The sequence below is a fragment of the Lysobacter soli genome (assembly GCF_009755585.1).
Taxonomy (GTDB): Bacteria; Pseudomonadota; Gammaproteobacteria; order Xanthomonadales; family Xanthomonadaceae; genus Lysobacter_J; species Lysobacter_J soli.
On record NZ_CP046603.1, the window covers coordinates 1,543,666 to 1,565,629 of the forward strand.

The 21,964-nt window shown below is 66.9% G+C and carries 21 protein-coding genes and 1 tRNA gene; 20 read left to right on the forward strand and 2 right to left on the reverse strand.

The window, feature by feature from the left end; all coding sequences use genetic code 11:
• Positions 1-74: 74 nt before the first annotated feature.
• From trpB to glmM, 4 genes are all read left to right on the forward strand, one after another.
• On the forward strand, positions 75-1,283 hold the full coding sequence (gene trpB / locus GOY17_RS07050; RefSeq protein ID WP_157029844.1) for a tryptophan synthase subunit beta: 1,209 nt from the start codon (positions 75-77) through the stop codon (positions 1,281-1,283).
• A 147-nt stretch (positions 1,284-1,430) separates the two neighbouring features.
• Complete coding sequence (gene trpA, locus GOY17_RS07055) at positions 1,431-2,249, forward strand: tryptophan synthase subunit alpha (RefSeq protein ID WP_157029845.1); 819 nt, start codon at positions 1,431-1,433, stop codon at positions 2,247-2,249.
• Positions 2,250-2,348: 99 nt separating this feature from the next.
• Positions 2,349-3,236 carry an acetyl-CoA carboxylase, carboxyltransferase subunit beta gene (accD, locus tag GOY17_RS07060; RefSeq protein ID WP_157029846.1) on the forward strand — a complete coding sequence of 296 codons (888 nt, stop codon included), beginning with the start codon at positions 2,349-2,351 and terminating at the stop codon, positions 3,234-3,236.
• Complete coding sequence (gene glmM / locus GOY17_RS07065) at positions 3,233-4,573, forward strand: phosphoglucosamine mutase (protein ID WP_157029847.1); 1,341 nt, start codon at positions 3,233-3,235, stop codon at positions 4,571-4,573. The genes accD and glmM overlap by 4 nt, the downstream gene beginning before the upstream one ends.
• Positions 4,574-4,619: 46 nt before the next feature.
• On the opposite strand, the gene GOY17_RS07070 is transcribed toward glmM, so the two are convergent.
• Complete coding sequence (locus GOY17_RS07070) at positions 4,620-6,467, reverse strand: DUF3413 domain-containing protein (RefSeq protein WP_157029848.1); 1,848 nt, start codon at positions 6,465-6,467, stop codon at positions 4,620-4,622.
• A 144-nt stretch (positions 6,468-6,611) separates the two neighbouring features.
• Between GOY17_RS07070 and GOY17_RS07075 the strand changes: the two genes are divergently transcribed.
• Positions 6,612-7,601, forward strand: coding sequence for an isopenicillin N synthase family dioxygenase (locus tag GOY17_RS07075; protein ID WP_157029849.1), 990 nt, complete (start codon positions 6,612-6,614; stop codon positions 7,599-7,601).
• Between the two features lie 12 nt (positions 7,602-7,613).
• Here the strand turns inward: GOY17_RS07075 and GOY17_RS07080 are convergent, their stop codons facing one another.
• Positions 7,614-8,156, reverse strand: coding sequence for a DNA-deoxyinosine glycosylase (locus GOY17_RS07080; RefSeq protein WP_157029850.1), 543 nt, complete (start codon positions 8,154-8,156; stop codon positions 7,614-7,616).
• Positions 8,157-8,247: 91 nt separating this feature from the next.
• Here GOY17_RS07080 and tpiA point away from each other — a divergent pair, with 91 nt between their 5' ends.
• From tpiA to nuoL, 15 genes are all read left to right on the forward strand, one after another.
• Entirely contained in the window at positions 8,248-9,000 is a 753-nt protein-coding gene (gene tpiA / locus GOY17_RS07085; protein ID WP_157029851.1) for a triose-phosphate isomerase, read from the forward strand.
• A gap of 32 nt (positions 9,001-9,032) precedes the next feature.
• Positions 9,033-9,530: a preprotein translocase subunit SecG gene (gene secG, locus GOY17_RS07090; protein WP_157029852.1), complete on the forward strand. Its 498-nt coding sequence runs from the start codon at positions 9,033-9,035 to the stop codon at positions 9,528-9,530.
• A gap of 137 nt (positions 9,531-9,667) precedes the next feature.
• A tRNA-Leu gene (locus GOY17_RS07095) sits at positions 9,668-9,752 on the forward strand.
• 169 nt (positions 9,753-9,921) lie between these two features.
• Positions 9,922-10,278, forward strand: a complete 357-nt coding sequence (locus tag GOY17_RS07100) for an NADH-quinone oxidoreductase subunit A (RefSeq protein WP_115840673.1) — start codon at positions 9,922-9,924, stop codon at positions 10,276-10,278.
• Entirely contained in the window at positions 10,269-10,841 is a 573-nt protein-coding gene (locus tag GOY17_RS07105; RefSeq protein ID WP_115840672.1) for a NuoB/complex I 20 kDa subunit family protein, read from the forward strand. Before GOY17_RS07100 ends, GOY17_RS07105 begins: the two co-directional genes overlap by 10 nt.
• Position 10,842: 1 nt before the next feature.
• Positions 10,843-11,586, forward strand: a complete 744-nt coding sequence (locus GOY17_RS07110) for an NADH-quinone oxidoreductase subunit C (protein WP_115840671.1) — start codon at positions 10,843-10,845, stop codon at positions 11,584-11,586.
• Positions 11,587-11,609: 23 nt separating this feature from the next.
• The gene (locus GOY17_RS07115) at positions 11,610-12,890 is read left to right on the forward strand and encodes an NADH-quinone oxidoreductase subunit D (RefSeq protein WP_115840670.1); all 1,281 of its coding nucleotides are present in this window, start codon (positions 11,610-11,612) and stop codon (positions 12,888-12,890) included.
• A 30-nt stretch (positions 12,891-12,920) separates the two neighbouring features.
• Positions 12,921-13,448: an NADH-quinone oxidoreductase subunit NuoE gene (gene nuoE / locus GOY17_RS07120; RefSeq protein WP_115840669.1), complete on the forward strand. Its 528-nt coding sequence runs from the start codon at positions 12,921-12,923 to the stop codon at positions 13,446-13,448.
• 12 nt (positions 13,449-13,460) lie between these two features.
• Complete coding sequence (gene nuoF / locus GOY17_RS07125) at positions 13,461-14,828, forward strand: NADH-quinone oxidoreductase subunit NuoF (RefSeq protein ID WP_157029853.1); 1,368 nt, start codon at positions 13,461-13,463, stop codon at positions 14,826-14,828.
• Positions 14,825-17,053, forward strand: a complete 2,229-nt coding sequence (gene nuoG / locus GOY17_RS07130; RefSeq protein ID WP_157029854.1) for an NADH-quinone oxidoreductase subunit NuoG — start codon at positions 14,825-14,827, stop codon at positions 17,051-17,053. Before nuoF ends, nuoG begins: the two co-directional genes overlap by 4 nt.
• 3 nt (positions 17,054-17,056) lie before the next feature.
• Positions 17,057-18,106, forward strand: a complete 1,050-nt coding sequence (gene nuoH / locus GOY17_RS07135) for an NADH-quinone oxidoreductase subunit NuoH (RefSeq protein WP_115840666.1) — start codon at positions 17,057-17,059, stop codon at positions 18,104-18,106.
• A gap of 9 nt (positions 18,107-18,115) precedes the next feature.
• Positions 18,116-18,604, forward strand: coding sequence for an NADH-quinone oxidoreductase subunit NuoI (nuoI, locus tag GOY17_RS07140; RefSeq protein WP_115840665.1), 489 nt, complete (start codon positions 18,116-18,118; stop codon positions 18,602-18,604).
• A gap of 13 nt (positions 18,605-18,617) precedes the next feature.
• Entirely contained in the window at positions 18,618-19,250 is a 633-nt protein-coding gene (locus tag GOY17_RS07145; RefSeq protein WP_157031630.1) for an NADH-quinone oxidoreductase subunit J, read from the forward strand.
• Positions 19,247-19,573 (forward strand): NADH-quinone oxidoreductase subunit NuoK, encoded by a 327-nt coding sequence (nuoK, locus tag GOY17_RS07150; RefSeq protein WP_157029855.1) that lies wholly within the window; start codon positions 19,247-19,249, stop codon positions 19,571-19,573. Before GOY17_RS07145 ends, nuoK begins: the two co-directional genes overlap by 4 nt.
• 155 nt (positions 19,574-19,728) lie before the next feature.
• Complete coding sequence (nuoL, locus tag GOY17_RS07155; RefSeq protein ID WP_157029856.1) at positions 19,729-21,957, forward strand: NADH-quinone oxidoreductase subunit L; 2,229 nt, start codon at positions 19,729-19,731, stop codon at positions 21,955-21,957.
• Positions 21,958-21,964 lie beyond the last annotated feature (7 nt).

Sequence of the window (21,964 nt, forward strand, 5' to 3'; positions counted from 1 at the left end):
CCTGTGAGGTTTTCTGACAGGACAATCCGATTTTATGCATGTTCCCGGCGGATGTCGTTCGCTAAAGTCACGGCATGTCCCGCCCCGACTTCCATGCCTTTCCCGACGCCGCCGGCCACTTCGGTCGCTACGGCGGCCGTTTCGTCGCCGAGACCCTGATCGGGCCGTTGGAGGAACTGGCCGCCGCCTACGACGCGGCGCGGGTCGATCCGGCCTTCAACGCAGCCTTCGACGCCGACCTGGCGCACTACGTCGGTCGCCCCAGCCCGATCTACTTCGCCGAGCGGCTCAGCCGCGAGGTCGGCGGCGCACGCATCCTGCTCAAGCGCGAAGACCTGAACCACACCGGCGCGCACAAGATCAACAACACCATCGGCCAGGCGCTGCTCGCCAGCCGCATGGGCAAGACGCGGATCATCGCCGAGACCGGCGCCGGCCAGCACGGTGTCGCAAGCGCCACCGTCGCGGCGCGGCTCGGGCTCGAATGCGTGGTCTACATGGGCGCCACCGACATCGAGCGCCAGAAGATCAACGTCTACCGCATGAAGCTGCTCGGCGCGACCGTCGTGCCGGTGACCAGCGGTTCGGCGACGCTGAAAGACGCGCTCAACGAGGCGATGCGCGACTGGGTCACGAACGTGCGCGACACGTTCTACATCATCGGCACGGTCGCCGGCCCCGATCCGTATCCGCGCATGGTGCGGGACTTCAACGCGGTCGTCGGTCGCGAGGCGCGCGCGCAGATGCTCGCCGAATACGGTCGCCTGCCGGACGCGGTGACCGCGTGCGTCGGCGGCGGCAGCAACGCCATCGGCATCTTCCACGCCTTCCTCAATGACGCCGACGTCCGACTGGTCGGCGCCGAAGCGGCGGGCGAGGGCATGGAAACGGGGCATCACGCCGCGTCGCTTGCCGCGGGTCGCCCGGGCGTGTTGCACGGCAATCGGACCTACGTGCTGTGCGACGACGACGGCCAGATCATCGAAACGCATTCGGTGTCGGCGGGCCTGGACTACCCGGGCGTCGGTCCCGAGCACGCTTTCCTGAAGGACAGCGGACGCGCGGATTACGTCGGCGTCACCGATGCCGAAGCGCTGTCGGCGTTCCATCAGCTCTCGCGCACCGAAGGCATCCTGCCGGCCCTGGAATCCAGCCACGCGATCGCGCAGGCGGTCAAGCTCGCGCGGGAACTGCCGAAGGACGCAATCGTGCTGTGCAACCTTTCCGGGCGCGGCGACAAGGACGTGCACACCATCGCCGCACGCGAAGGCATTTCGCTCTAGCACCGCGCCTGCGTTCCCGAGGTACGCAGGCAACGTTTGCGGCTTCTCAAGGGGAAGGTCGGGAACGCGGCGGGATCTCCCTCCCTCCCATCCCACGCCTTCCGGGCCTTCCTCTTGAGAGGCTGCGCTCCCCGACACGGCATCGTCATGAACCGAATCGACCGACGCTTCACCCAGTTGCGCACCGATCGCCGGAAGGCGCTGATCCCGTTCGTCACTGCGGGCGATCCTTCGCTGGAGGCCACGGTGCCGGTGATGCACGCGCTGGTGGAGGCAGGCGCGGACGTGATCGAACTCGGCGTGCCGTTTTCCGATCCGATGGCGGACGGCCCCACCATCCAGCGCAGCTCGGAGCGCGCGCTCTCGCGCGGCGCGGGCCTGTCCTTCGTGTTCGAAAGCGTGCGCAAGTTTCGCGAACGCGACGCCGATACGCCCGTGGTGTTGATGGGCTACCTCAACCCCGTCGAAATCCGTGGCGCGGAGCGGTTCGCGCGCGACGCGACCGATGCCGGCGTGGACGGTGTGCTGCTGGTGGACCTGCCGCCGGAAGAGTCGAACGAGTTCCGTGCCGCGTTCGCCGCACATGACCTCGCGCTGATCCTGCTGGCCTCGCCGACGACGACGGACGAGCGCCTGCAACTCCTCTGCGACGACGCGCAGGGCTACCTCTACTACGTCAGCTTCGCCGGTGTGACCGGTGCCGCGGACCGGCTCGACACCGGGGCGGCGGGCGAGCGCCTGCACGCGATCCGCCAGCGAAGTCGCGTCCCCGTGGTCGCGGGATTCGGCATCAAGGACGCCGCCAGCGCGGCGGCCATGGCGCGCGAGGCCGAAGGCGTCGTCGTGGGCAGTGCGCTGGTGGCGGCGCTGGCCGAGACGATCGAGCCCGCCATACAGGCCCGCACGTTCCTGGCGCCGCTCCGCGCCGCGCTGGACGGCCTTCCGGCCGTTGCGGAATCGGCGTAGCGGAGCGCCGGGCGCCGACGCCCGCTGCGCTACACTGCCCCGCTTCCGCCGGGGCCCGCTCCGGCATTCTTCACGCCTGAACGGGAATACTCTCAACGCATGTCCTGGCTCAAGAAACTCATGCCCTCGGGCATCCGCACCGAAACCGGCGCCGCCAAGCGCCGCAGCGTGCCCGAAGGCCTGTGGGAAAAGTGCGACCGATGCGGCGCGGTGCTGTACCGCCCCGAGCTCGAGGAAAACCTCGAGGTCTGCCCGAAGTGCAACTACCACATGGCCATCCGCGCGCGCGTCCGGCTGACCGCGCTGCTGGATGAAGGCAGCACGCGCGAGATCGCGGCCGAACTTGGCCCGACCGACGTGCTCAAGTTCAAGGACCAGAAGCGGTACGCCGACCGCATCAAGGCCGCGCAGAAGTCCACCGGCGAGCGCGATGCGCTGATCGCGATGGAAGGCACGCTGAAGCAGCGGCCGCTGGTCGCCGCCGCGTTCGACTTCGCCTTCATGGGCGGCTCGATGGGTTCCGTCGTCGGCGAGCGCTTCACCCGCGCAGCCGAACGTGCCGTCGAACTCGGCTGCCCAATGGTCTGCTTCACCGCCACCGGCGGCGCGCGCATGCAGGAAAGCCTGTTCTCGCTGATGCAGATGGCCAAGACGTCGGCGGCGCTCGCGCGCATGCGCGCCCGCGGCCTGCCTTTCATCTCGGTGATGACGCATCCGACCACCGGCGGCGTGTCGGCCTCGTTCGCGATGCTGGGCGATCTGAACCTCGCCGAGCCCGAGGCGCTGATCGGCTTCGCCGGCCCGCGCGTGATCGAACAGACCGTGCGCGAAACACTTCCGGAAGGCTTCCAGCGTTCGGAATTCCTGCTGGAACACGGCGCGCTCGACCAGATCTGCGATCGCCGCGAACTCCGTGATCGCCTCGCCACGCTGCTGGCGTTGATGATGAAGCAGCCGCAACCGCCGGCAGAAGAGGCGGCTGCATGAGCCGCCGGTACTTCGGCACCGACGGCATTCGTGGACGCGTGGGCGAGGGGCCGATCTCGGCCGATTTCGTCCTGCGCCTGGGCAATGCCTACGGCCACGCACTGCCGCGCCGCGACTGGCGCAATCCGGTGGTCATCATCGGCAAGGACACGCGCATCTCGAACTACATGTTCGAGGCGGCGCTGGAAGCCGGCCTGGTCGCGGCCGGCGTCGACGTGCAGCTGATGGGGCCGATGCCGACGCCCGCCGTCGCGCACCTGACGCACTCGATGCGCGCCGACGGCGGCATCGTGATTTCCGCCTCGCACAACCCGCACCACGACAACGGCATCAAGTTCTTCTCCGCCGAAGGCGAGAAACTCGACGATGCCACCGAGCTGGCGATCGAAGCCGCGCTGGAGCATCCGTTCCGCACCGTGCCGTCCGAGCAGCTCGGCAAGGCCGTGCGCACGCGCGACGCGCTGGGCCGCTACATCGAGCACTGCAAGAGCTCCGTGCCGAAGGGCTTCGACCTGGGCGGCCTGCGCATCGCGATGGACTGCGCGAACGGCGCGACCTACCAGCTCGGGCCGCTTGTGCTGCGCGAACTCGGCGCTCGCGTGGATGCCATCGGCATCGACCCCAACGGCATCAACATCAACGACGGCGTGGGTTCGACCCACCCGGACACGCTCGTCCAGCACGTGCGCGCGACCGGCGCCGACATCGGCATCGCGTTCGACGGCGACGGCGATCGCGTGCTGTTCGTCGACGGCAACGGCGCGATCTGCGATGGCGACGACCTGCTGTACGTGATGGCGACCGACTGGCAGCAGACCGGCCGTCTGCGCGGGCCCGTCGTCGGCACGCTGATGACCAACTACGCGCTGGAGCGTGCCTTCGCCGAACAGGGCATCGGCTTCATCCGCGCGAAGGTGGGGGACCGCTACGTGCACCAGCAACTGGTCGCCAACGGCGGCGTGCTGGGCGGCGAGACCTCGGGCCACATGCTGTGCCTGGATCGCGCCAACACCGGCGACGGCATCGTCAGCGCGTTGCAGGTGCTGGAAGTGCTCAAGCGTCGCGGCGTGTCGCTGCGCGAGGCGCTGGGCGATTTCCGCAAGGTGCCGCAGAAGACGGTCAACGTGCGCTTCGCCGCGGGCTCGAAGCCGGCCGAAGCCGATTCGGTCAAGGCCGCGCTGGCGGAGGCTGAAAAGGCCGTCGCCGGCCGTGGTCGCGCCTTCCTGCGTCCGTCCGGTACCGAGCCGGTGGTACGCGTCACGGTGGAAGCCGACGACGCCACGCTGATGCAGGACACGCTCGACAAGCTCGCTGCCGCGGTCACCGCGGCAGCCTGACAGGCGCAACGCCCTCTCCCGTCACCCGGGAGAGGGCAGGTTCACGCTAGCGCTTCTGGAAGCGCGTGAGCATTTCCCACGACTCGCGCACCGCATCGGCCGAGACCTCCGCGTCCGGGACCGCGTCGTAATTGCGGTCCACCACCGTCGCCGAGCCGAAGTTGTCGAACAGGTAGATCAGCGCGCCGTCGCGGATGCCACGCTGCGACCAGCTTTCCACCAGCAGCGGCCGCTTGCGCGGCAATTCGCCGAACAGGTCCATGCCGGTCGAGTAATCCGCACTGTCGCTTTCGCAGCCGAGCGCGTGGCGCATGACGGTGGGGACGAAATCCTCGTGCGACGTCGCCGCGTCCACGCGACGCGCCGGACGGCCGGGCCAGCGCAGCACGAACGGCGTGCGTAGCTGGTAGTCCGAGAAATTGCCGTTGTGGCCCCAGTAGTTCTTGCGCATGTCGTTGAACTCCTCGCCATGGTCGCCGGTGATGAGCACGACGGTGTTCTTCGCAAGTCCGCTTTGTTCGAGCGTGTGCAGCAGTTCGCCGATCAGCGCGTCGCTGTAATGCACGGCTGCCCGATAGCGATTGAATTCGGGCGTCGGGTCGTGGTCCGGGCCGAGGTTGAGGAAGTTCACGTCCTGCGCCATCGGCTGGAACGGCGAGCGGTATCCCGCCGGCAGGTGGTACGGCGCGTGGGGCGAATCCAGGAAGACGAAGCCGAAGAACGGCTGGCCTTTCGGATGGTTGCGGATGTCGGCCTGCATGCGCGAGACCACGAAGCGGTCGCGCTCGGCGCTTTTCGCCTTCGGCGGCCCGATGACGATGCGGTCGCGCACCTTCGAAAACACCGTGCGGTCGAACTCGGGGCTGTAGAGCGGCGCGCTACCGTAGATGTGCATCGCATAGCGGTCGGCGAGCATGCGGTCGATCATCACCGGCCCGCGCTGCTGCGCCAGCATCGCCTGCCAATAGCCGCCGGGCAGCCCGTACATCAGCCCGAACAGGCCGAAGCGCGTCGCGTTGCCCGTGCTGTAGTGGTTCTGGAACCACTGCGCGTCCTGCGCGTAACGCCAGGTGTTGGGCATCACGGCAGGATCGAGCATGTCGTGGCGCAGCGACTCCACCAGTACCACGAGCACGTTGAGCGATGGCGAGGCCGCGCATTGCGGCGCACTTCGCGGATACCCGAGGCGATCGCCTGCATCGGGCAGCTCATGGGCCTGCGCGGTCTGCACGCCGAAGCGGTGCAGCGCGTTCTTCAGCGTGATCGGCTGCGCCCACGGGATGTAGGTCAGCTGCGACATCACCGCGCGATCGCCGCGCGCGTCGGAGTACGCCGCCATGCCCTGGCTCACCAGGAACAGCGAGACGGCGATCCACCACGCCTTGCGGATGCGGAGCAGGGCCGGGCGGCGGCGCAGCGCCTGCCACCACAGCCGCGCACCCAGGACCTGGAGCGCTAGCAGCGTGGCCGCGCCAAGCGCGATCAGCGCCCACATTTTCGCCGAGAAGGCGACCTGATCCTGCAGCGCGCCGCCGAAGATCATGTTCGCCACCATCGCATTGAGGTGGAAGCGATACAGCGCGAAGACCTTCGCGTCGGCGAGCAGCAGGAGCAGCCACGCCGTCTGCATCAGCACGGCCAGCGCGATCATCCAGCGCGGATTGCGGACGACCCGGCCGAGCACGTACGCCGGCAGCGCGACGATCGCGCCGAAGAAGATGAAATGGCCGGGCAGGGCCAGCAACAGGAACAGCGCCGAATGCCAGGCGCTGCCGGCGTCGGTCAGGGGAATGTTGCTGAGCGTGATGAGGCAGGCCAGGACGGCGTTGCCAAGGATCAGGCCGGTCAGCCAGGCGTTCGCGCGCTGGCGCAGGGGAGGGGCGACGTCTTCCATTCGTCCGGGCGGGGTAGGAGGGGCGGGAAAAAAGCCCGCCATTATCCGGCAATGGCGTCGCGCGGAGCCCATGCGGAAAGACATCCCGCCTGAACGGCCCGCCGGCGTCCCCGCGAGCCCGGCCTGCCGGCTGCGGGCGGTATCATGTGCGGCTCCTCCAGACCCGCAGCAACAGGAATCGACGTGAACCGCATCCCGACCCTCGACATCCGCCGCTTCAGCGATCCCGCCAGCCCGGCCGATCGCGAGGCCTTCGTGGCCGAACTCGGCGCGGCGTACCGCGAGTGGGGCTTCTGCGGCATCCGCGGCCATGAGATCTCCGACGCGCAGATCGACACCGCCTACGACGTCTTCAAACGCTTCTTTGCGCTGCCGGACGAGGTCAAGCGCAAGTACAACGTACCCGGCAGCGGCGGCGCCCGCGGCTATACGCCTTTCGGCGTGGAGACGGCCAAGGATTCCAAGCACTTCGACCTGAAGGAGTTCTGGCACGTCGGCCGCGAGATCCCGCGCGATTCGAAGTACGCCGACGTGATGCCGCCGAACCTGTGGCCGGAGGAGATCCCGGAATTCCGCGACGTCGCCTACGGCCTGTACACGTCGCTGGACCAACTGGGTTCGCGCGTGCTGAGCGCGCTGGCGCTGCACATCGGCCTGCCGGAGAGCTTCTTCGCCGACAAGACCGACTCGGGCAACTCGATCCTGCGCCCGATCCACTACCCGCCGATCACCACCGACGACGTCCCCAATGTCCGCGCCGGCGCGCATGAAGACATCAACCTGATCACGCTGCTGGTCGGCGCCAGCGCGGAAGGGCTGGAAGTGCTGTCGCGCAAGGGCGAGTGGGTGCCGTTCACGGCGGACGCCGACACCATCGTGGTCAACATCGGCGACATGCTGCAGCGCCTGACCAACCACGTGTATCCGTCGACGACGCATCGTGTGGTCAACCCGAAGGGTGAGAAGGCGCGCCAGCCGCGCTATTCCACGCCGTTCTTCCTGCATCCGAATCCGGATTTCCTGATCGACGTGCTGCCTTCGTGCGTCACGGCGGAAAACCCGAGCCGTTATCCGGAAGCGATCACCGCGCACGGTTACCTGGAAGAACGCCTGCGCGAGATCAAGCTGAAGTAATCGCAGCAACGATCAATCGGATTCAACGACTCCGGCCGCCTGCAGCGCTTCGCGCCAGGCGGCCAGTTTTTTGGCGAACGCGATCGACGCGTTCGCCGGGCTCGTCGAAGGCAGGCGGAATGCGCGCAGGCCGAATGCGTCCAGCGGCGGGCCGAAACGACGGTACGCGGCTTCCGCCTTGGCCCCGTTGAACAGCACCGTCCTCAACTTCGCGTGCTGCCTGAAGAACGCGGCGAAGTCGTTCGCCTGCGCCGTCGCATCGACGATCGCCGAATCCAGGCTGCCTTCGCGCTCGCAACGATCGAGCACATCCCACAGCGCGATGCCGGCGGATTTCAAGCGTGCCATTCGCTGCGCGTAGGGCAGCGCGGGATCGGCCCCGACGAGTTCGCCCATGATCGACCAGAAGGCGTTGCGCGGGTGCGCGTAATAGCGCTCGGCCTGCAGCGACGCGACGCCCGGCATGCTGCCCAGCACGAGCACGCGCGCATCGCGCGTGGCGACGGGCGGAAAACCCTGCAGCAATGACGAATCCGCGCGCGATGGCGTGTCCATGGGAGGGATTCTCGCCGACGTGGAGTAAACTTGCCGCCGCTCGCGGCCGGTCGTGCCGCCGCGCAATCCCGAAAGACGCTGAGGAGTGGTCATGCGCCGCAAGATCGTTGCCGGAAACTGGAAGCTGCATGGCGATCGCGATTTCGCGCTGGCGCTGCTGGACGCGCTCGTCGCGATGCCGGCGCCGCAGGGCGTCGAACGCCTCATCCTGCCGCCGCTGCCGTATCTGGCCGGCCTGGTCGTGCGCTACGGCGAGAAGGGCCTGACCTTCGGCGCGCAGGACGTCAGCGAGAACCAGAAGGGCGCCTACACCGGCGAAGTGTCCGCGACGATGCTCAAGGACGTCGGCGCGCGCTACGGCCTGGTCGGGCATTCGGAACGTCGCCAGTTCCATGGCGAGACCAACGAGCTGGTCGCCCGCAAGTTCCTCGCCTGCAAGGCTGCCGGCCTGACGCCGATCCTCTGCGTCGGCGAAAGCCTGGCCGAGCGCGAGGACGACAAGACGCAGTGGCGCATCGAGAAGCAGCTGGCCCCCCTGTTCGAGCTGGGCGGCGAGGGCGTGTTCGAAGGCGCGATCGTCGCGTACGAGCCCGTCTGGGCCATCGGCACCGGCCGGACCGCGAGCCCGGAGCAGGCCCAGGAGGTCCATGCATTCATCCGTAGCGAAATCGCTGCGCGCGATGCTAGAATCGCTGGCTCGCTACCGATCCTGTACGGCGGAAGCGTAAAGGCCGACAATGCCGCCGCGCTGTTCGCGCAGCCGGACGTCGATGGCGGCCTGGTCGGAGGCGCCTCGCTGGTCGCCGAAGACTTCCACGCCATCGCTGTCGCGGCGGCACCCTGACGTACTCGAAACCACTTTCGTAGAACCCCACGATGCTGTTGCTGCTCAACGTCATCTATGTGCTGATCGCGATCGCGATGGTTGCGCTGATCCTGATGCAGCGCGGCGCAGGCGCCCAGGCCGGTTCCGGCTTCGGTGGCGGCGCGTCGGCCACCGTCTTCGGTGCGCGCGGTTCGGCGAACTTCCTGTCCAAGGCGACGAAGTGGCTCGCCATCGCGTTCTTCGCGATCAGCCTCTTCATGGCCTGGCAGGCCACCCGCAAGGCCACGGGCGACACCGGCGCCGCGCCGAGCGGTGTCATGGCCGAAGTCCCGGCGGTTCCGAGCGCACCGGCGCCGGCCACCGGCAATGCCGCGGTTCCGGCTGCGCCTTCGGCTGCTCCGGCCCCGGCCAGCGCCGCTCCGGCCAGCACGGTGCCGCAGGCGCCGGCGGCGCAGGAAGCGGTCCCGGCTGCTCCGGCACCTGCGCAGCAGGCGCCCGCGACGCAATCGCCGGAACCGGCAAAGCCGCAACCCCCTGCGGGCGGCTGAGTTAACGCGGTAAACTTTGTTTTCATCGGCCCGGCACGGATTGCCGGGTACGGTCAGCGATGACCGGAGCGATCAACGCCCACAGGGCACCGATCGCGTCAGGAAGACGACATGCCAGCGATGGCGTGGGTTTGATTGCCCAGGTGGCGGAATTGGTAGACGCACTACCTTGAGGTGGTAGCGACGTAAGTCGTGGGGGTTCGAGTCCCCCCTTGGGCACCACACCGAACAACCCTGCTGTCAGTGAATTGCAGCAAACGCACCACAAGCACCACCGACCGAGGTGCGGCACGCACGGCGGGCCGAGTCTCGCGCGGGGATCACCCAGGCGGCTGCCGCCGAGCCAGGTCGCGGTAACGCGATCGAGCTAAACGAAGCGAGAGAACACCGAGTGCTGGCCGAATACCTGCCGACCCTGCTGTTCCTGATCGTCGCCGGAGGTATCGGCGTCGCCCTGCTGGTGGTGGGCAAGGTGCTCGGCCCCCAGCGTCCGTCCATCGAGAAGCTCTCGCCTTACGAGTGCGGCTTCGAGGCGTTCGAGGACGCGCGCATGCAGTTCGACGTGCGCTACTACCTCATCGCGATCCAGTTCATCATCTTCGATCTGGAAATCATCTTCATCGTGCCCTGGGCCACCGTGTTCCGAGAACTCGGCGTGGTCGGCCTCGTGGAAATGGGCATCTTCGCCGGCATGCTGCTGCTCGGCTTTATCTACGTCTGGAAGAAGGGAGCACTCGAATGGGAGTGATCCAGAGCGTCTCTGACCTCATGCACAACCCGCTGCCCGAAGGGCGGCTGGACGACATCCTGCGCCCCGAGGGCGACAACCCGCTGCTGCAGAACGGCTTCGTCACCACGAGCATGGACGCGCTGTGGAACTGGGCGCGCACCGGCTCGATGTGGCCGATGACGTTCGGCCTGGCCTGCTGCGCGGTCGAGATGATGCACGCCGGCGCCGCGCGCCTGGACCTGGACCGCTACGGCGTGGTGTTCCGCCCGTCGCCGCGCCAGTCCGACGTGATGATCGTGGCCGGTACGCTGGTCAACAAGATGGCCCCGGCGCTGCGCAAGGTCTACGACCAGATGCCGGATCCCAAGTGGGTCATCTCGATGGGCAGCTGCGCCAACGGCGGCGGCTACTACCACTATTCGTACTCGGTGGTGCGTGGTTGCGATCGCGTTGTCCCGGTGGACGTCTACGTCCCGGGCTGCCCGCCGACGGCCGAAGCGCTGGTGTACGGCATCCTGCAGCTGCAGAAGAAGATCCGCCGCGGCACCAACTTCGGCGAAAACATGCAGGGCGTGCGCTGACATGGCCCAGCCCTACGATTTCATGGATGCCCAGGCGCTCTCCGGGCGCCTGACCGCGCGCTTCCCGGAAGCGATGGTCGTCATCGCACCGGGCCGCAATGAAGTGACGATCGACGTCGCTGCCCCGCAGTGGCTCGCCACCGCAGTCGCGCTGCGCGACGAGTTCGGCTTCGAGCTGTGCGTCGACGTCAGCGGCGTCGATTACCTCAGCTACGGCAGCGACGAGTGGGATACCGACGTGTCCTCCGAAGGCTTTTCGCGCGGCGTCGAAGGCAAGAGCGCCGGCCGTTTCGTGTGGGGCGAGCAGCCCAACGGCGCCGCTGCCGCGCCGGAGCGCCGCTTCGCTGCGGTCGCGCACCTGCTGTCGTGCCAGCACAACGAGCGCGTCCGCCTGCGCACGTTCGCCGACAACGACGACCTGCCGGTGGTGGATTCGCTGACCTCCGTGTGGCCGGGCGTGAACTGGTTCGAGCGCGAGGCGTTCGACCTGTACGGAATCGTGTTCGAAGGCCACCCGGACCTGCGCCGCATCCTGACCGACTACGGTTTCGTCGGTCATCCGTTCCGCAAGGACTTCCCGCTGATCGGCAACGTCGAAGTGCGCTACGACGCCGACAAGAAGCGCGTGGTGTACGAGCCGGTGTCGATCGAGCCGCGCGTGCTCGTCCCGCGCGTGATCCGCGACGACGCCCGTTACGAGACCGCGCAGGGCGAGGCTGCACAGCGCGGCGAGGTGAAGAAGTGAGCGCCCAGCTTTCCAACGGAACCGTGAGCAACACGTCCGGCCTCGGCAGCGGTGCCGAGATCCGCAACTACACGCTGAACTTCGGTCCGCAGCATCCGGCCGCGCACGGCGTGCTGCGCCTGATCCTGGAGATGGACGGCGAAGTCGTGCATCGCGCCGACCCGCACGTCGGCCTGCTGCATCGCGCGACGGAAAAGCTCGCCGAATCCAAGCCGTTCAACCAGTCGATCGGCTACATGGATCGCCTGGATTACGTGTCGATGATGTGCAACGAGCACGCCTACGTGCGCGCGATCGAGACCCTGCTGGGCATCGAGGCGCCGGAGCGTGCGCAGTACATCCGCACGATGTTCGACGAGATCACCCGCATCCTTAACCACCTGATGTGGGTCGGTTCCAACGCGCTCGACCTGGGCGCGATGGCCGTGTTCCTGTACGCCTTCCGCGAACGCGAAGAGCTGATGGACTGCTACGAGGCAGTCTCCGGCGCGCGCATGCACGCGACGTACTACCGTCCCGGCGGCGTCTACCGCGACCTGCCGGAGCGGATGCCGAAGTACAAGGAGTCGCCGTGGCGCAAGGGCGCCAAGCTCAAGCGCTTCAACGAATGGCGCGAAGGCTCGCTGCTGGACTACCTGGAAGCGTTCACCGACGACTTCCCCAAGCGTGTCGACGAGTACGAGACGCTGCTCACCGACAACCGCATCTGGAAGCAGCGCACCGTCGGCATCGGCGTCGTGTCGCCCGACCAGGCGCTGGCATGGGGCATGACCGGCGCGATGCTGCGCGGCTCGGGCATCGCCTGGGATCTGCGCAAGAAGCAGCCGTACGCGAAGTACGCGGAGATGGACTTCGACATCCCGGTTGGCGTCAATGGCGACTGCTATGACCGTTACCTGGTGCGCGTCGAGGAGATGCGCCAGTCGAACCGGATCATCAAGCAGTGCGTGAAGTGGCTGAAGGCCAACCCGGGCCCGGTCATCGTCGACAACTTCAAGGTCGCTCCGCCCAAGCGCGAGGACATGAAGGACGACATGGAAGCCCTGATCCACCACTTCAAGCTGTTCTCCGAAGGCTACTGCGTGCCGGCCGGCGAGACCTACGCGGCGGTCGAAGCGCCCAAGGGCGAGTTCGCCTGCTACCTGGTCTCCGACGGCGCCAACAAGCCCTTCCGCGTGAAGCTTCGCGCGCCGGGCTTCGCGCACCTGTCGTCGATGGACGCCATCGTTCGCGGCCACATGCTGGCCGACGTCGTGGCGATGATCGGCACCTACGATCTCGTGTTCGGCGAGGTCGACCGCTAAGCGCGGCGGCCCGTTTAGGAATCTGGACAAATGAAGGCGACCGGAAATTTCGAAGCCTGTCAGCACGTCGACCCGATGGTCGCGTTGTCTGACAAGACGCGTGCGCACATCGACCACTGGCTGGCGAAGTTCCCGCCGGACCGCAAGCGCTCGGCCGTGCTGCAGGGCCTGCACGCCGCGCAGGAGCAGAACGACGGCTGGCTGAGCGACGAGCTCATCGCCGCCGTGGCCAAGTACCTCGACCTGCCGCCGGTGTGGGCGTACGAAGTGGCCAGCTTCTACTCGATGTTCGAGACCGAGCAGGTCGGCCGCAACAACGTCGCCTTCTGCACGAACATCAGCTGCTGGCTCAACGGCGCCGAAGACCTCGTGCGTCATGCCGAGAAGAAGCTTGGCTGCAAGCTGGGCGAATCCACTTCCGACGGCCGCGTCTACCTCAAGCGCGAGGAAGAGTGCCTGGCCGCGTGCTGCGGCGCGCCGGTGGTGGTCATCAACGGTCATTACCACGAGAAGCTCGACGCCGCGAAGGTGGACGAGCTGCTCGACGGACTGAAGTGAGGCCCGGCTGAGATGGCGCACGATCATCACGATTATTCCCAGGGCTACGGTCCGGTCGGCCCGGCTCCGCAGGAGCACAGCGTCGTCTACACGACGCTGCACTACGACACGCCGTGGTCGTACGAGAACTACCTCAAGACCGGCGGTTACGCCGCGCTGCGCAAGATCCTGACCGAGAAGATGGATCCGGCTGCCATCGTCGACCTGGTAAAGGCCTCGGGCCTGCGCGGTCGCGGCGGCGCAGGCTTCCCGACCGGCCTGAAGTGGTCCTTCATGCCCAAGGGCAGCGGCACGCAGAAGTACATCCTGTGCAACTCGGACGAATCCGAGCCCGGCACGGCGAAGGATCGCGACATCCTGCGCTACAACCCGCATTCGGTCGTCGAGGGCATGGCGATCGCCTGCTACGCCACCGGTTCGACGGTGGCCTACAACTACCTGCGCGGCGAGTTCCACCACGAGCCGTTCGAGCACTTCGAGCAGGCGCTGAAGGAAGCGTACGAACACGGCTGGCTAGGCAAGAACGTGCTCGGCAGCGGCGTGGACATCGACATCTACGGTGCGCTCGGCGCCGGCGCGTACATCTGCGGCGAAGAAACCGCGCTGATGGAATCGCTGGAAGGCAAGAAGGGCCAGCCGCGCTACAAGCCGCCGTTCCCGGCGAACTTCGGCCTGTTCGGCAAGCCGACGACGATCAACAACACCGAGACCTACGCGTCGGTGCCGGCGATCATCCGCAACGGCGCGGAGTGGTTCCTCAATCTGGGCAAGCCGAACAACGGCGGTCCGAAGATCTTCTCGGTCTCCGGCCACGTCGCCAGGCCGGGCAACTACGAGATCCGCCTGGGCACGCCGTTCTCCGAGCTGCTCCAGCTCGCCGGCGGCATGCGCAACGGCAAGAAGATCAAGGCCGTGATTCCGGGTGGTTCGTCGATGCCGGTGCTGCCGGGCGAGACGATGATGTCGCTCACGATGGACTACGACGCCATCCAGAAGGCCGGTTCGGGTCTGGGTTCGGGTGCGGTCATCGTGATGGACGAGGACACCTGCATGGTGCGCGCCTGCCAGCGCATCGCGCGTTTTTACTTCAAGGAAAGCTGCGGCCAGTGCACGCCGTGCCGCGAAGGCACCGGCTGGATGTACCGCATGCTGACCCGCATCGTCGACAAGCAGGCGACGCTGGAAGACCTGCAGATGCTGCGCGCCGCCGCCGGCCAGATCGAAGGCCACACCATCTGCGCGTTCGGCGAAGCCGCCGCGTGGCCGGTGCAGGGCTTCCTGCGTCACTACTGGGATGAATTCGAGTACGCGATCGTGAACAAGCGTTTCCTGGTCGACGACCAGCGCGCCGGCACGGTGGTGGAGAAGGTCGCCGCATGAGCGCACAGCCCGTAAATCCGAACCTGCCGCCGGACCACGTCACCGTCTTCATCGACGGCGTCGAGATGGCCGCGCCGAAGGGTTCCATGATCATCCATGCCGCCGACAAGGCCGGCATTCCGATCCCGCGTTTCTGCTACCACGACAAGCTGGCCGTCGCGGCGAACTGCCGCATGTGCCTGGTCGAGGTGGAAAAGATGCCCAAGCCGGCGCCGGCCTGCGCCACGCCGGTCATGGACGGGATGAAGGTCGCCACGCGTAGCGACAAGGCGCTCAAGTCGCAGCGCAACGTGATGGAGTTCCTGCTGATCAACCATCCGCTCGACTGCCCGATCTGCGACCAGGGCGGCGAGTGCGAGCTGCAGGACCTGTCGCTGGGTTACGGTCGTTCGGTCAGCCGTTTCGCCGAGCGCAAGCGCGTGGTGCCGGACGAGGACATCGGTCCGCTGGTCGCCACCGAGATGACCCGCTGCATCCAATGCACGCGCTGCGTGCGCTTCACCGCGGAGATCGCCGGCACGTATGAACTCGGCGGCATGTACCGCGGCGAGAACCTGCAGATCGGCACCTACGACGGCAAGCCGCTGACGACCGAGCTGTCGGGCAACGTCATCGACGTGTGCCCGGTCGGCGCGCTGACCAACAAGGTGTTCCAGTTCAAGGCGCGCCCGTGGGAACTCATCGCGCGCGAATCGCTGGGCTACCACGACGCGCTGGGCAGCAACCTGTTCCTGCACGTGCGTCGCGGCGAAGTGCTGCGCACCGTGCCGCGCGACAACGAAGCGGTCAACGAATGCTGGCTGTCTGACCGCGACCGTTATTCGCACCAAGGCCTGTACGCGGAAGACCGCGCGACCGTGCCGATGGTGAAGGAGAACGGCGAATGGCGTGAAGCCTCGTGGGAAGAAGCGCTGGCCAAGGCCGCGAAGATTCTGCGCGACAACGGCGCCGATCAGCTCGGCATCCTCGCCGGCCCCGCGACGTCGAACGAGGAGGGCGCGCTGCTGGCCCGACTCGCCGAAGCGCTGGGCACGGGCAACCTCGACCACCGCATCGGCCAGCACGACCTGAGCGACGCCGCGCATGCGACGACGTTCGCCGCGCCGGTGGCCGACATCAACCACGCCGACGTCATCGTCATCGTGGGTTCCAACCTGCGCCACGAACTGCCGCTGGTGAACCAGCGCGTGCGCAAGGCCTGGACCCGCGGCGCGAAGGTGTATGTGGTCAACCCGGTCGATTTCGACTTCACCTACGACGTCGCGCAGAAGGCGATCGTCGCACCGTCGCAGATCGCTGCGACGCTGGGAGACGACGGCCTGGTCGACATTGCGAAGAACGCGACGCGTGCGGTCGTGATCGTCGGTGCGTTGGCCGAGAACGGCCCGTACGCCGCGCAGATCCGCAAGGCCGCGGCCGATTTCGCCACTGCCACCGGCGCCTCGCTCAACCGCATCCCGCAGGGCGCGAACGCGGTTGGCCTGTCCGACTACGGCGTGCTGCCGACCGCGCGCGACGCCCAGTCGATGCTGGCCGATGCGCGTTCGGCGTACGTGCTGTACGGCATCGAACCGGGCATGGACTTCGCGGACACCGCGATCGCGCTGAAGGCACTCAACGCGGCGCAGGTCGTGGCGTTCAGCACCTTCGCGTGCCGTTCGACGCGCGCGGTCGCCGACGTGATCCTGCCGGTCGGCCTGCTGCCGGAAATCGACGCGACGCTGACCAACCTCGACGGCCGCCAGCAGGCGACCGTCGCCGGCGGCAAGCTGCCGGGCCAGGCGCGCGCCGGCTGGCGCGTGCTGCGCGCCCTCGGCGGCGAGCTGCAGGCGAAGGGTTTCGACTTCATCGACCTGGCTGGCCTGCGCGCCGGCATGCAGATGCGCGATGTCGACGTTGCCGCCGGCAAGGCGCCGAACGTCTCGGGCGACGGCCTGGAAGTGGCCGCGAGCATGGCGATCTACCGCAGCGATGCGGTCGTGCGCCGCGCGCCGGCGCTGCAGTCGCATCCGCTCAACGTCGAGCCGAAGGCGGTGATCAATCCGAAGGACGCCGCCGCGCTCGGTTTCGCCGATGGCGTGGTCGGCAAGTTCAACACCGCCGCGGGCACCGCGACGCTGCCGGTCTCGGTCAGCGACAAGGTCGCGCCGGGCACCGTGTGGGTGGAATCCGGCCACGGCGCCACCGCACCGATGTCGGGCCGCGTGCAGGCGGGGAGGGCATAAGCAATGTTTGATCCGTTCCGCGACTGGCTGCTGTCGCTCGGCAACATCGGCGCGATCCTCTGGATCGTGCTGAAGGTCCTCGCCATCGCCATGCCGGTGATCATCACCGTGGCGTTCTACGTGGTCTGGGAGCGCAAGCTCATCGGCTGGATGCACGTCCGCCACGGACCGATGTACGTCGGCATGGGCATCCTCCAGGCGTTCGCCGACGTCTTCAAGCTGCTGTTCAAGGAAGTCATCCAGCCCACGCGGGCGGAGAATTTCCTGTTCAAGCTCGCGCCGCTGCTCGCGCTCGCGCCGGCGTTCGCCGCCTGGGCGGTAGTGCCGTTCGACTACCAGGTCGTGCTGTCGAATGCGAACGCCGGCCTACTGTACCTGCTCGCGATGACCTCGCTGGGCGTGTACGGCATCATCCTCGCCGGTTGGGCGTCGAACTCGAAGTACGCGTTCCTCGGCGCCATGCGCGCCGCGGCGCAGGTGGTGTCGTACGAAATCGCGATGGGCTTCGCGATGGTCGGCGTGATGGTCGGCGCCGGCAGCCTGAACCTTACCGACATCGTGATGGCGCAGTCGGGCAACTCCGGTTTCCTGGAGTGGTTCTGGGTGCCGATGCTGCCGCTGTTCGTCGTCTACTTCATCTCCGGCGTGGCCGAAACCAACCGCGCGCCGTTCGACGTGGTGGAAGGCGAGTCGGAAATCGTGGCCGGCCACATGGTCGAGTATTCGGGTTCGGCGTTCGCGCTGTTCTTCCTGGCCGAATACGCGAACATGATCCTGATCAGCTTCCTGACCTCGATCTTCTTCGTCGGCGGCTGGCTGAGCCCGTTCCACGGCTGGGGCATCCCTCTGCTGTCGGTCGACGGCTGGTGGTGGCTGCTCGCGAAGGTGTTCTTCTTCGCCAGCTGCTTCATCTGGTTCCGCGCGTCGTTCCCGCGCTATCGCTACGACCAGATCATGCGACTGGGCTGGAAGGTGTTCATTCCGATCACCATCGCCTGGATCTGCGTGGTCGCGGTCATGGCGTACTTCAAAATCTTCGAGCCCGGGGTGTAAGGGGCAGGCATGAATCGCATCGTTTCCTACTTCAAGAGCCTGCTGCTCATCGAGCTGTCGCAGGGACTCGCCCTCACGGCGAAGTACCTGTTCAAGCCGAAGTACACGCTGATGTACCCGATGGAAAAGACCCCGCAGTCGCCGCGCTTCCGCGGCGTGCATGCGCTGCGTCGCTATCCCAACGGCGAAGAGCGCTGCATCGCATGCAAGCTGTGCGAGGCCGTGTGCCCGGCGCTGGCGATCACCATCGATTCGACCAAGCGCGAGGACGGCACCCGCCGCACCACGCGTTACGACATCGACCTGTTCAAGTGCATCTTCTGCGGATTCTGCGAGGAGTCCTGCCCGGTCGATTCGATCGTGGAGACGCACGTGCACGAGTACCACTTCGACCGGCGCGGCCAGAACATCGTGACCAAGCCGCAGCTGCTGGCCATCGGCGACCGCCTCGAGGCGGAAATCGCCGAGCGTCGCGCGGCCGATGCACCTTTCCGCTGAGGGCCTGACGAACATGGATCTCGCCCAGATTGCCTTCCTCGTCTTCGCCGCCGTCGCCACGATGGCCGCGGTCGGCGTCATCAGCGTCAAGAACCCGGTGCACGCGGTCCTGCTGCTGGTGCTGACGTTCTTCTCCGTCGCCTGCACCTGGATCATCGCCGGTGCCGAGTTCCTCGGCGTCGCGCTCATCCTGGTCTACGTCGGCGCGGTGATGGTGCTGCTGCTGTTCGTGGTGATGATGCTCGACATCGACGTCGCGCCGCTGCGCGAAGGCTACGTGCGCTACCTGCCGCTCGGCCTGGTCGTCGCCGTGATCATGCTGGTGGAAATGCTGACGCTGATCGGCGTCAAGGCCAGCGTCGCGACCGGATTCCCGGCCGATCCGTCCGCCGCGGGCAACACGCAGTGGCTGGCGCGTGCGCTGTTCACGCAGTTCCTGCTGCCGTTCGAAGTCGCTGCGGTCATCCTGACCGTCGCGGTGATCGCAGCAGTGACGCTGACGCTGCGCCGTCGTGTCGGTGCGCGCCACCAGAGTCCGTCGGCCCAGGCGCGCGTGCGCGCCGCCGACCGCGTCCGCGTCGTGAAGATGGATGCCGTCAAGCCGGTCGTCCCGGCGGAAACCCCGGTAGAGGAGGGCAAGCCGTGAGCGAATTCTTCGGCGCCGGGCTTGCGCTCGGCCATTACCTCGCGCTCGGCGCGGTGCTGTTCTGCATCAGTGTCGCGGGCATCTTCCTCAACCGCAAGAACGTGATCATGTTGCTGATGTCGCTGGAGCTGATGCTCCTGTCGGTGAACATCAACTTCGTCGCGTTCTCGCGTCAGCTGGGCGATCCGGCCGGCCAGGTGTTCGTGTTCTTCATCCTGACGGTGGCCGCGGCGGAAGCCGCCATCGGCCTGGCAATCCTGGTGACGCTGTTCCGCAACCGCCGCACGATCAACGTGGCTGAAATCGATTCGATGAAGGGGTGAGCCGCCGCGCTTGCGAGCCTCCGGCTCGCGCGGCGGCGAACGCCCGGCCATGGATGGTCGGGCAGGGCGACCCGAAGCCCGAAGCGTTCCGCCATGGATGGCATGGCCAACGGATAGAGATCTGGTGCAGTACGACGACGCAATGGAAATGAGCCGTGATATCTAAAAACCTTCTACTGCTGATCGTCCTCGCGCCACTTTTCGGCGCGATCGTCGCCGGCCTGTTCCGCCGCCAGGTGGGCCGTGCCGGCGCGCACTGGGTGACCATCCTCGGCGTGGCGGTCAGCTGCGCGCTGTCGATGTACACGCTGTGGCAGCTGCTGCAGGGCGCCTCGCCCTTCAACGAGAATGTCTATACCTGGTTCCAGGTCGGCGGTATCGAAGCGCACGTCGGCTTCATGGTCGACAAGCTCACCGCGATGATGATGGTGGTCGTCACCTTCGTCTCGCTGCTGGTGCACATCTACACCATCGGCTACATGGCCGAGGACGATGGCTACCAGCGCTTCTTCAGCTACATCTCGCTGTTCACCTTCTCGATGTTGATGCTCGTCATGAGCAACAACTTCCTGCAGCTGTTCTTCGGCTGGGAAGCCGTGGGCCTGGTGTCGTACCTGCTGATCGGCTTCTGGTTCAAGCGCCCGACCGCGGTGTTCGCGAACCTCAAGGCGTTCCTGGTCAACCGCGTGGGCGACTTCGGCTTCCTGCTCGGCATCGCCGGCGTGCTGTACACCTTCAACACGCTGGACTACGGCACCGTGTTCGCACGTGCCGGCGAACCCGCACTGGCCGCCGCACAGATGCAGAACGCGTGGCCGGCGCTGGCGGAAGCCGGCAGTTGGCTGGCGCCGGTGGGCGGCTGGTCGTTGATGACCTTCATCTGCATCTGCCTGTTCATCGGTGCGATGGGCAAGTCGGCGCAGGTGCCGCTGCACGTCTGGCTGCCGGACTCGATGGAGGGCCCGACGCCGATCTCCGCGCTGATCCATGCCGCGACGATGGTGACCGCCGGCATCTTCATGGTCGCGCGCATGTCGCCGCTGTTCGAGCTGTCGCAGACCGCGCTGTACTTCGTGCTCTTCATCGGCGCCACCACCGCGTTCTGGACGGGCCTGATCGGCATCGTGCAGAACGACATCAAGCGCGTGGTCGCGTACTCGACGCTGTCGCAGCTTGGCTACATGACCGTCGCGCTGGGCGTGTCGGCGTACAGCGCCGGCGTGTACCACCTGATGACGCACGCCTTCTTCAAGGCGCTGCTGTTCCTGGGCGCCGGCTCGGTCATCATCGGCATGCACCACGAGCAGGACATGCGTCGCATGGGCGGCCTGAAGAAGTACATGCCCATCACATACTGGACGATGCTCATCGGCACGCTGGCGCTGATCGGCACGCCGTTCTTCAGCGGCTTCTACTCGAAGGACACCATCATCGAGGCCGCCGCCGAGCGTGCGCATCACAGCACCGAGCACGCGATGCAGCTGCTGGATTACGTGAATATCGAGTGGTACGCGTATATGGCGGTGCTGCTGGGCGCGTTCGTGACCTCGTTCTACAGCTTCCGCCTGCTGTACCTGACCTTCCACGGCAAGGAACGCTTCCACGATCCGGTGCCCGACCACTATGTCGCGCCGGAAGCGGATTCGACCGAGCACGAGTCGCAGCTCGCCGAGCAGCACGGCCACGACGCGCACCACGCGCCGGTCGCGCACGCCACGCACGATGCGCACGCGAAGCACGGCGACAGCCATGGCCATGACGACCATCATGCGCACACGCCGCACGAGTCGCCGTGGGTGGTCACGCTGCCGTTGATCCTGCTGGCGATCCCGTCGGTGCTGATCGGCTTCTTCACCGTCGGGCCGATGCTGTTCGGCACGGACGTCTTCGGCCATCACAAGCAGCTGCCGTTCTTCCTCGGCGCCATCGACGTGGGCGCCGCGCGCGACACTGTCGCCAAGGTGGGCGAGGAGGTCTGGCACGGTCCGGTCGCCTACGCGCTGCACGGCTTCAAGGCGCCGGCATTCTGGCTGACCCTGGCCGGCTTCGTGCTCGCGACCATCATGTACTGGTGGAAGCCGGAACTGCCCGCCAAGGCGCGCCGCATCCTCTCCTGGCCGGTGCGCGTGCTCGAGGAGAAGTACGGCTTCGACAAGCTCTGGATCGGTGGTTTCGCCGGCGGCGGCCTGGGTCTGGGCAAGGCGTCGCGCGCCATCGACTCGCACGTCATCGACGGTGCGGTGGTTAACGGCAGCGCCCGCGTCGTCGACCTCGTCGCCAACCTGACCCGCCGCATCCAGTCGGGTTATCTCTACCACTATGCGTTCGCGATGATCATCGGCCTGATTGTTCTGCTGGCCGCACTGATCCGCTACTGGCACTAACTAGGAC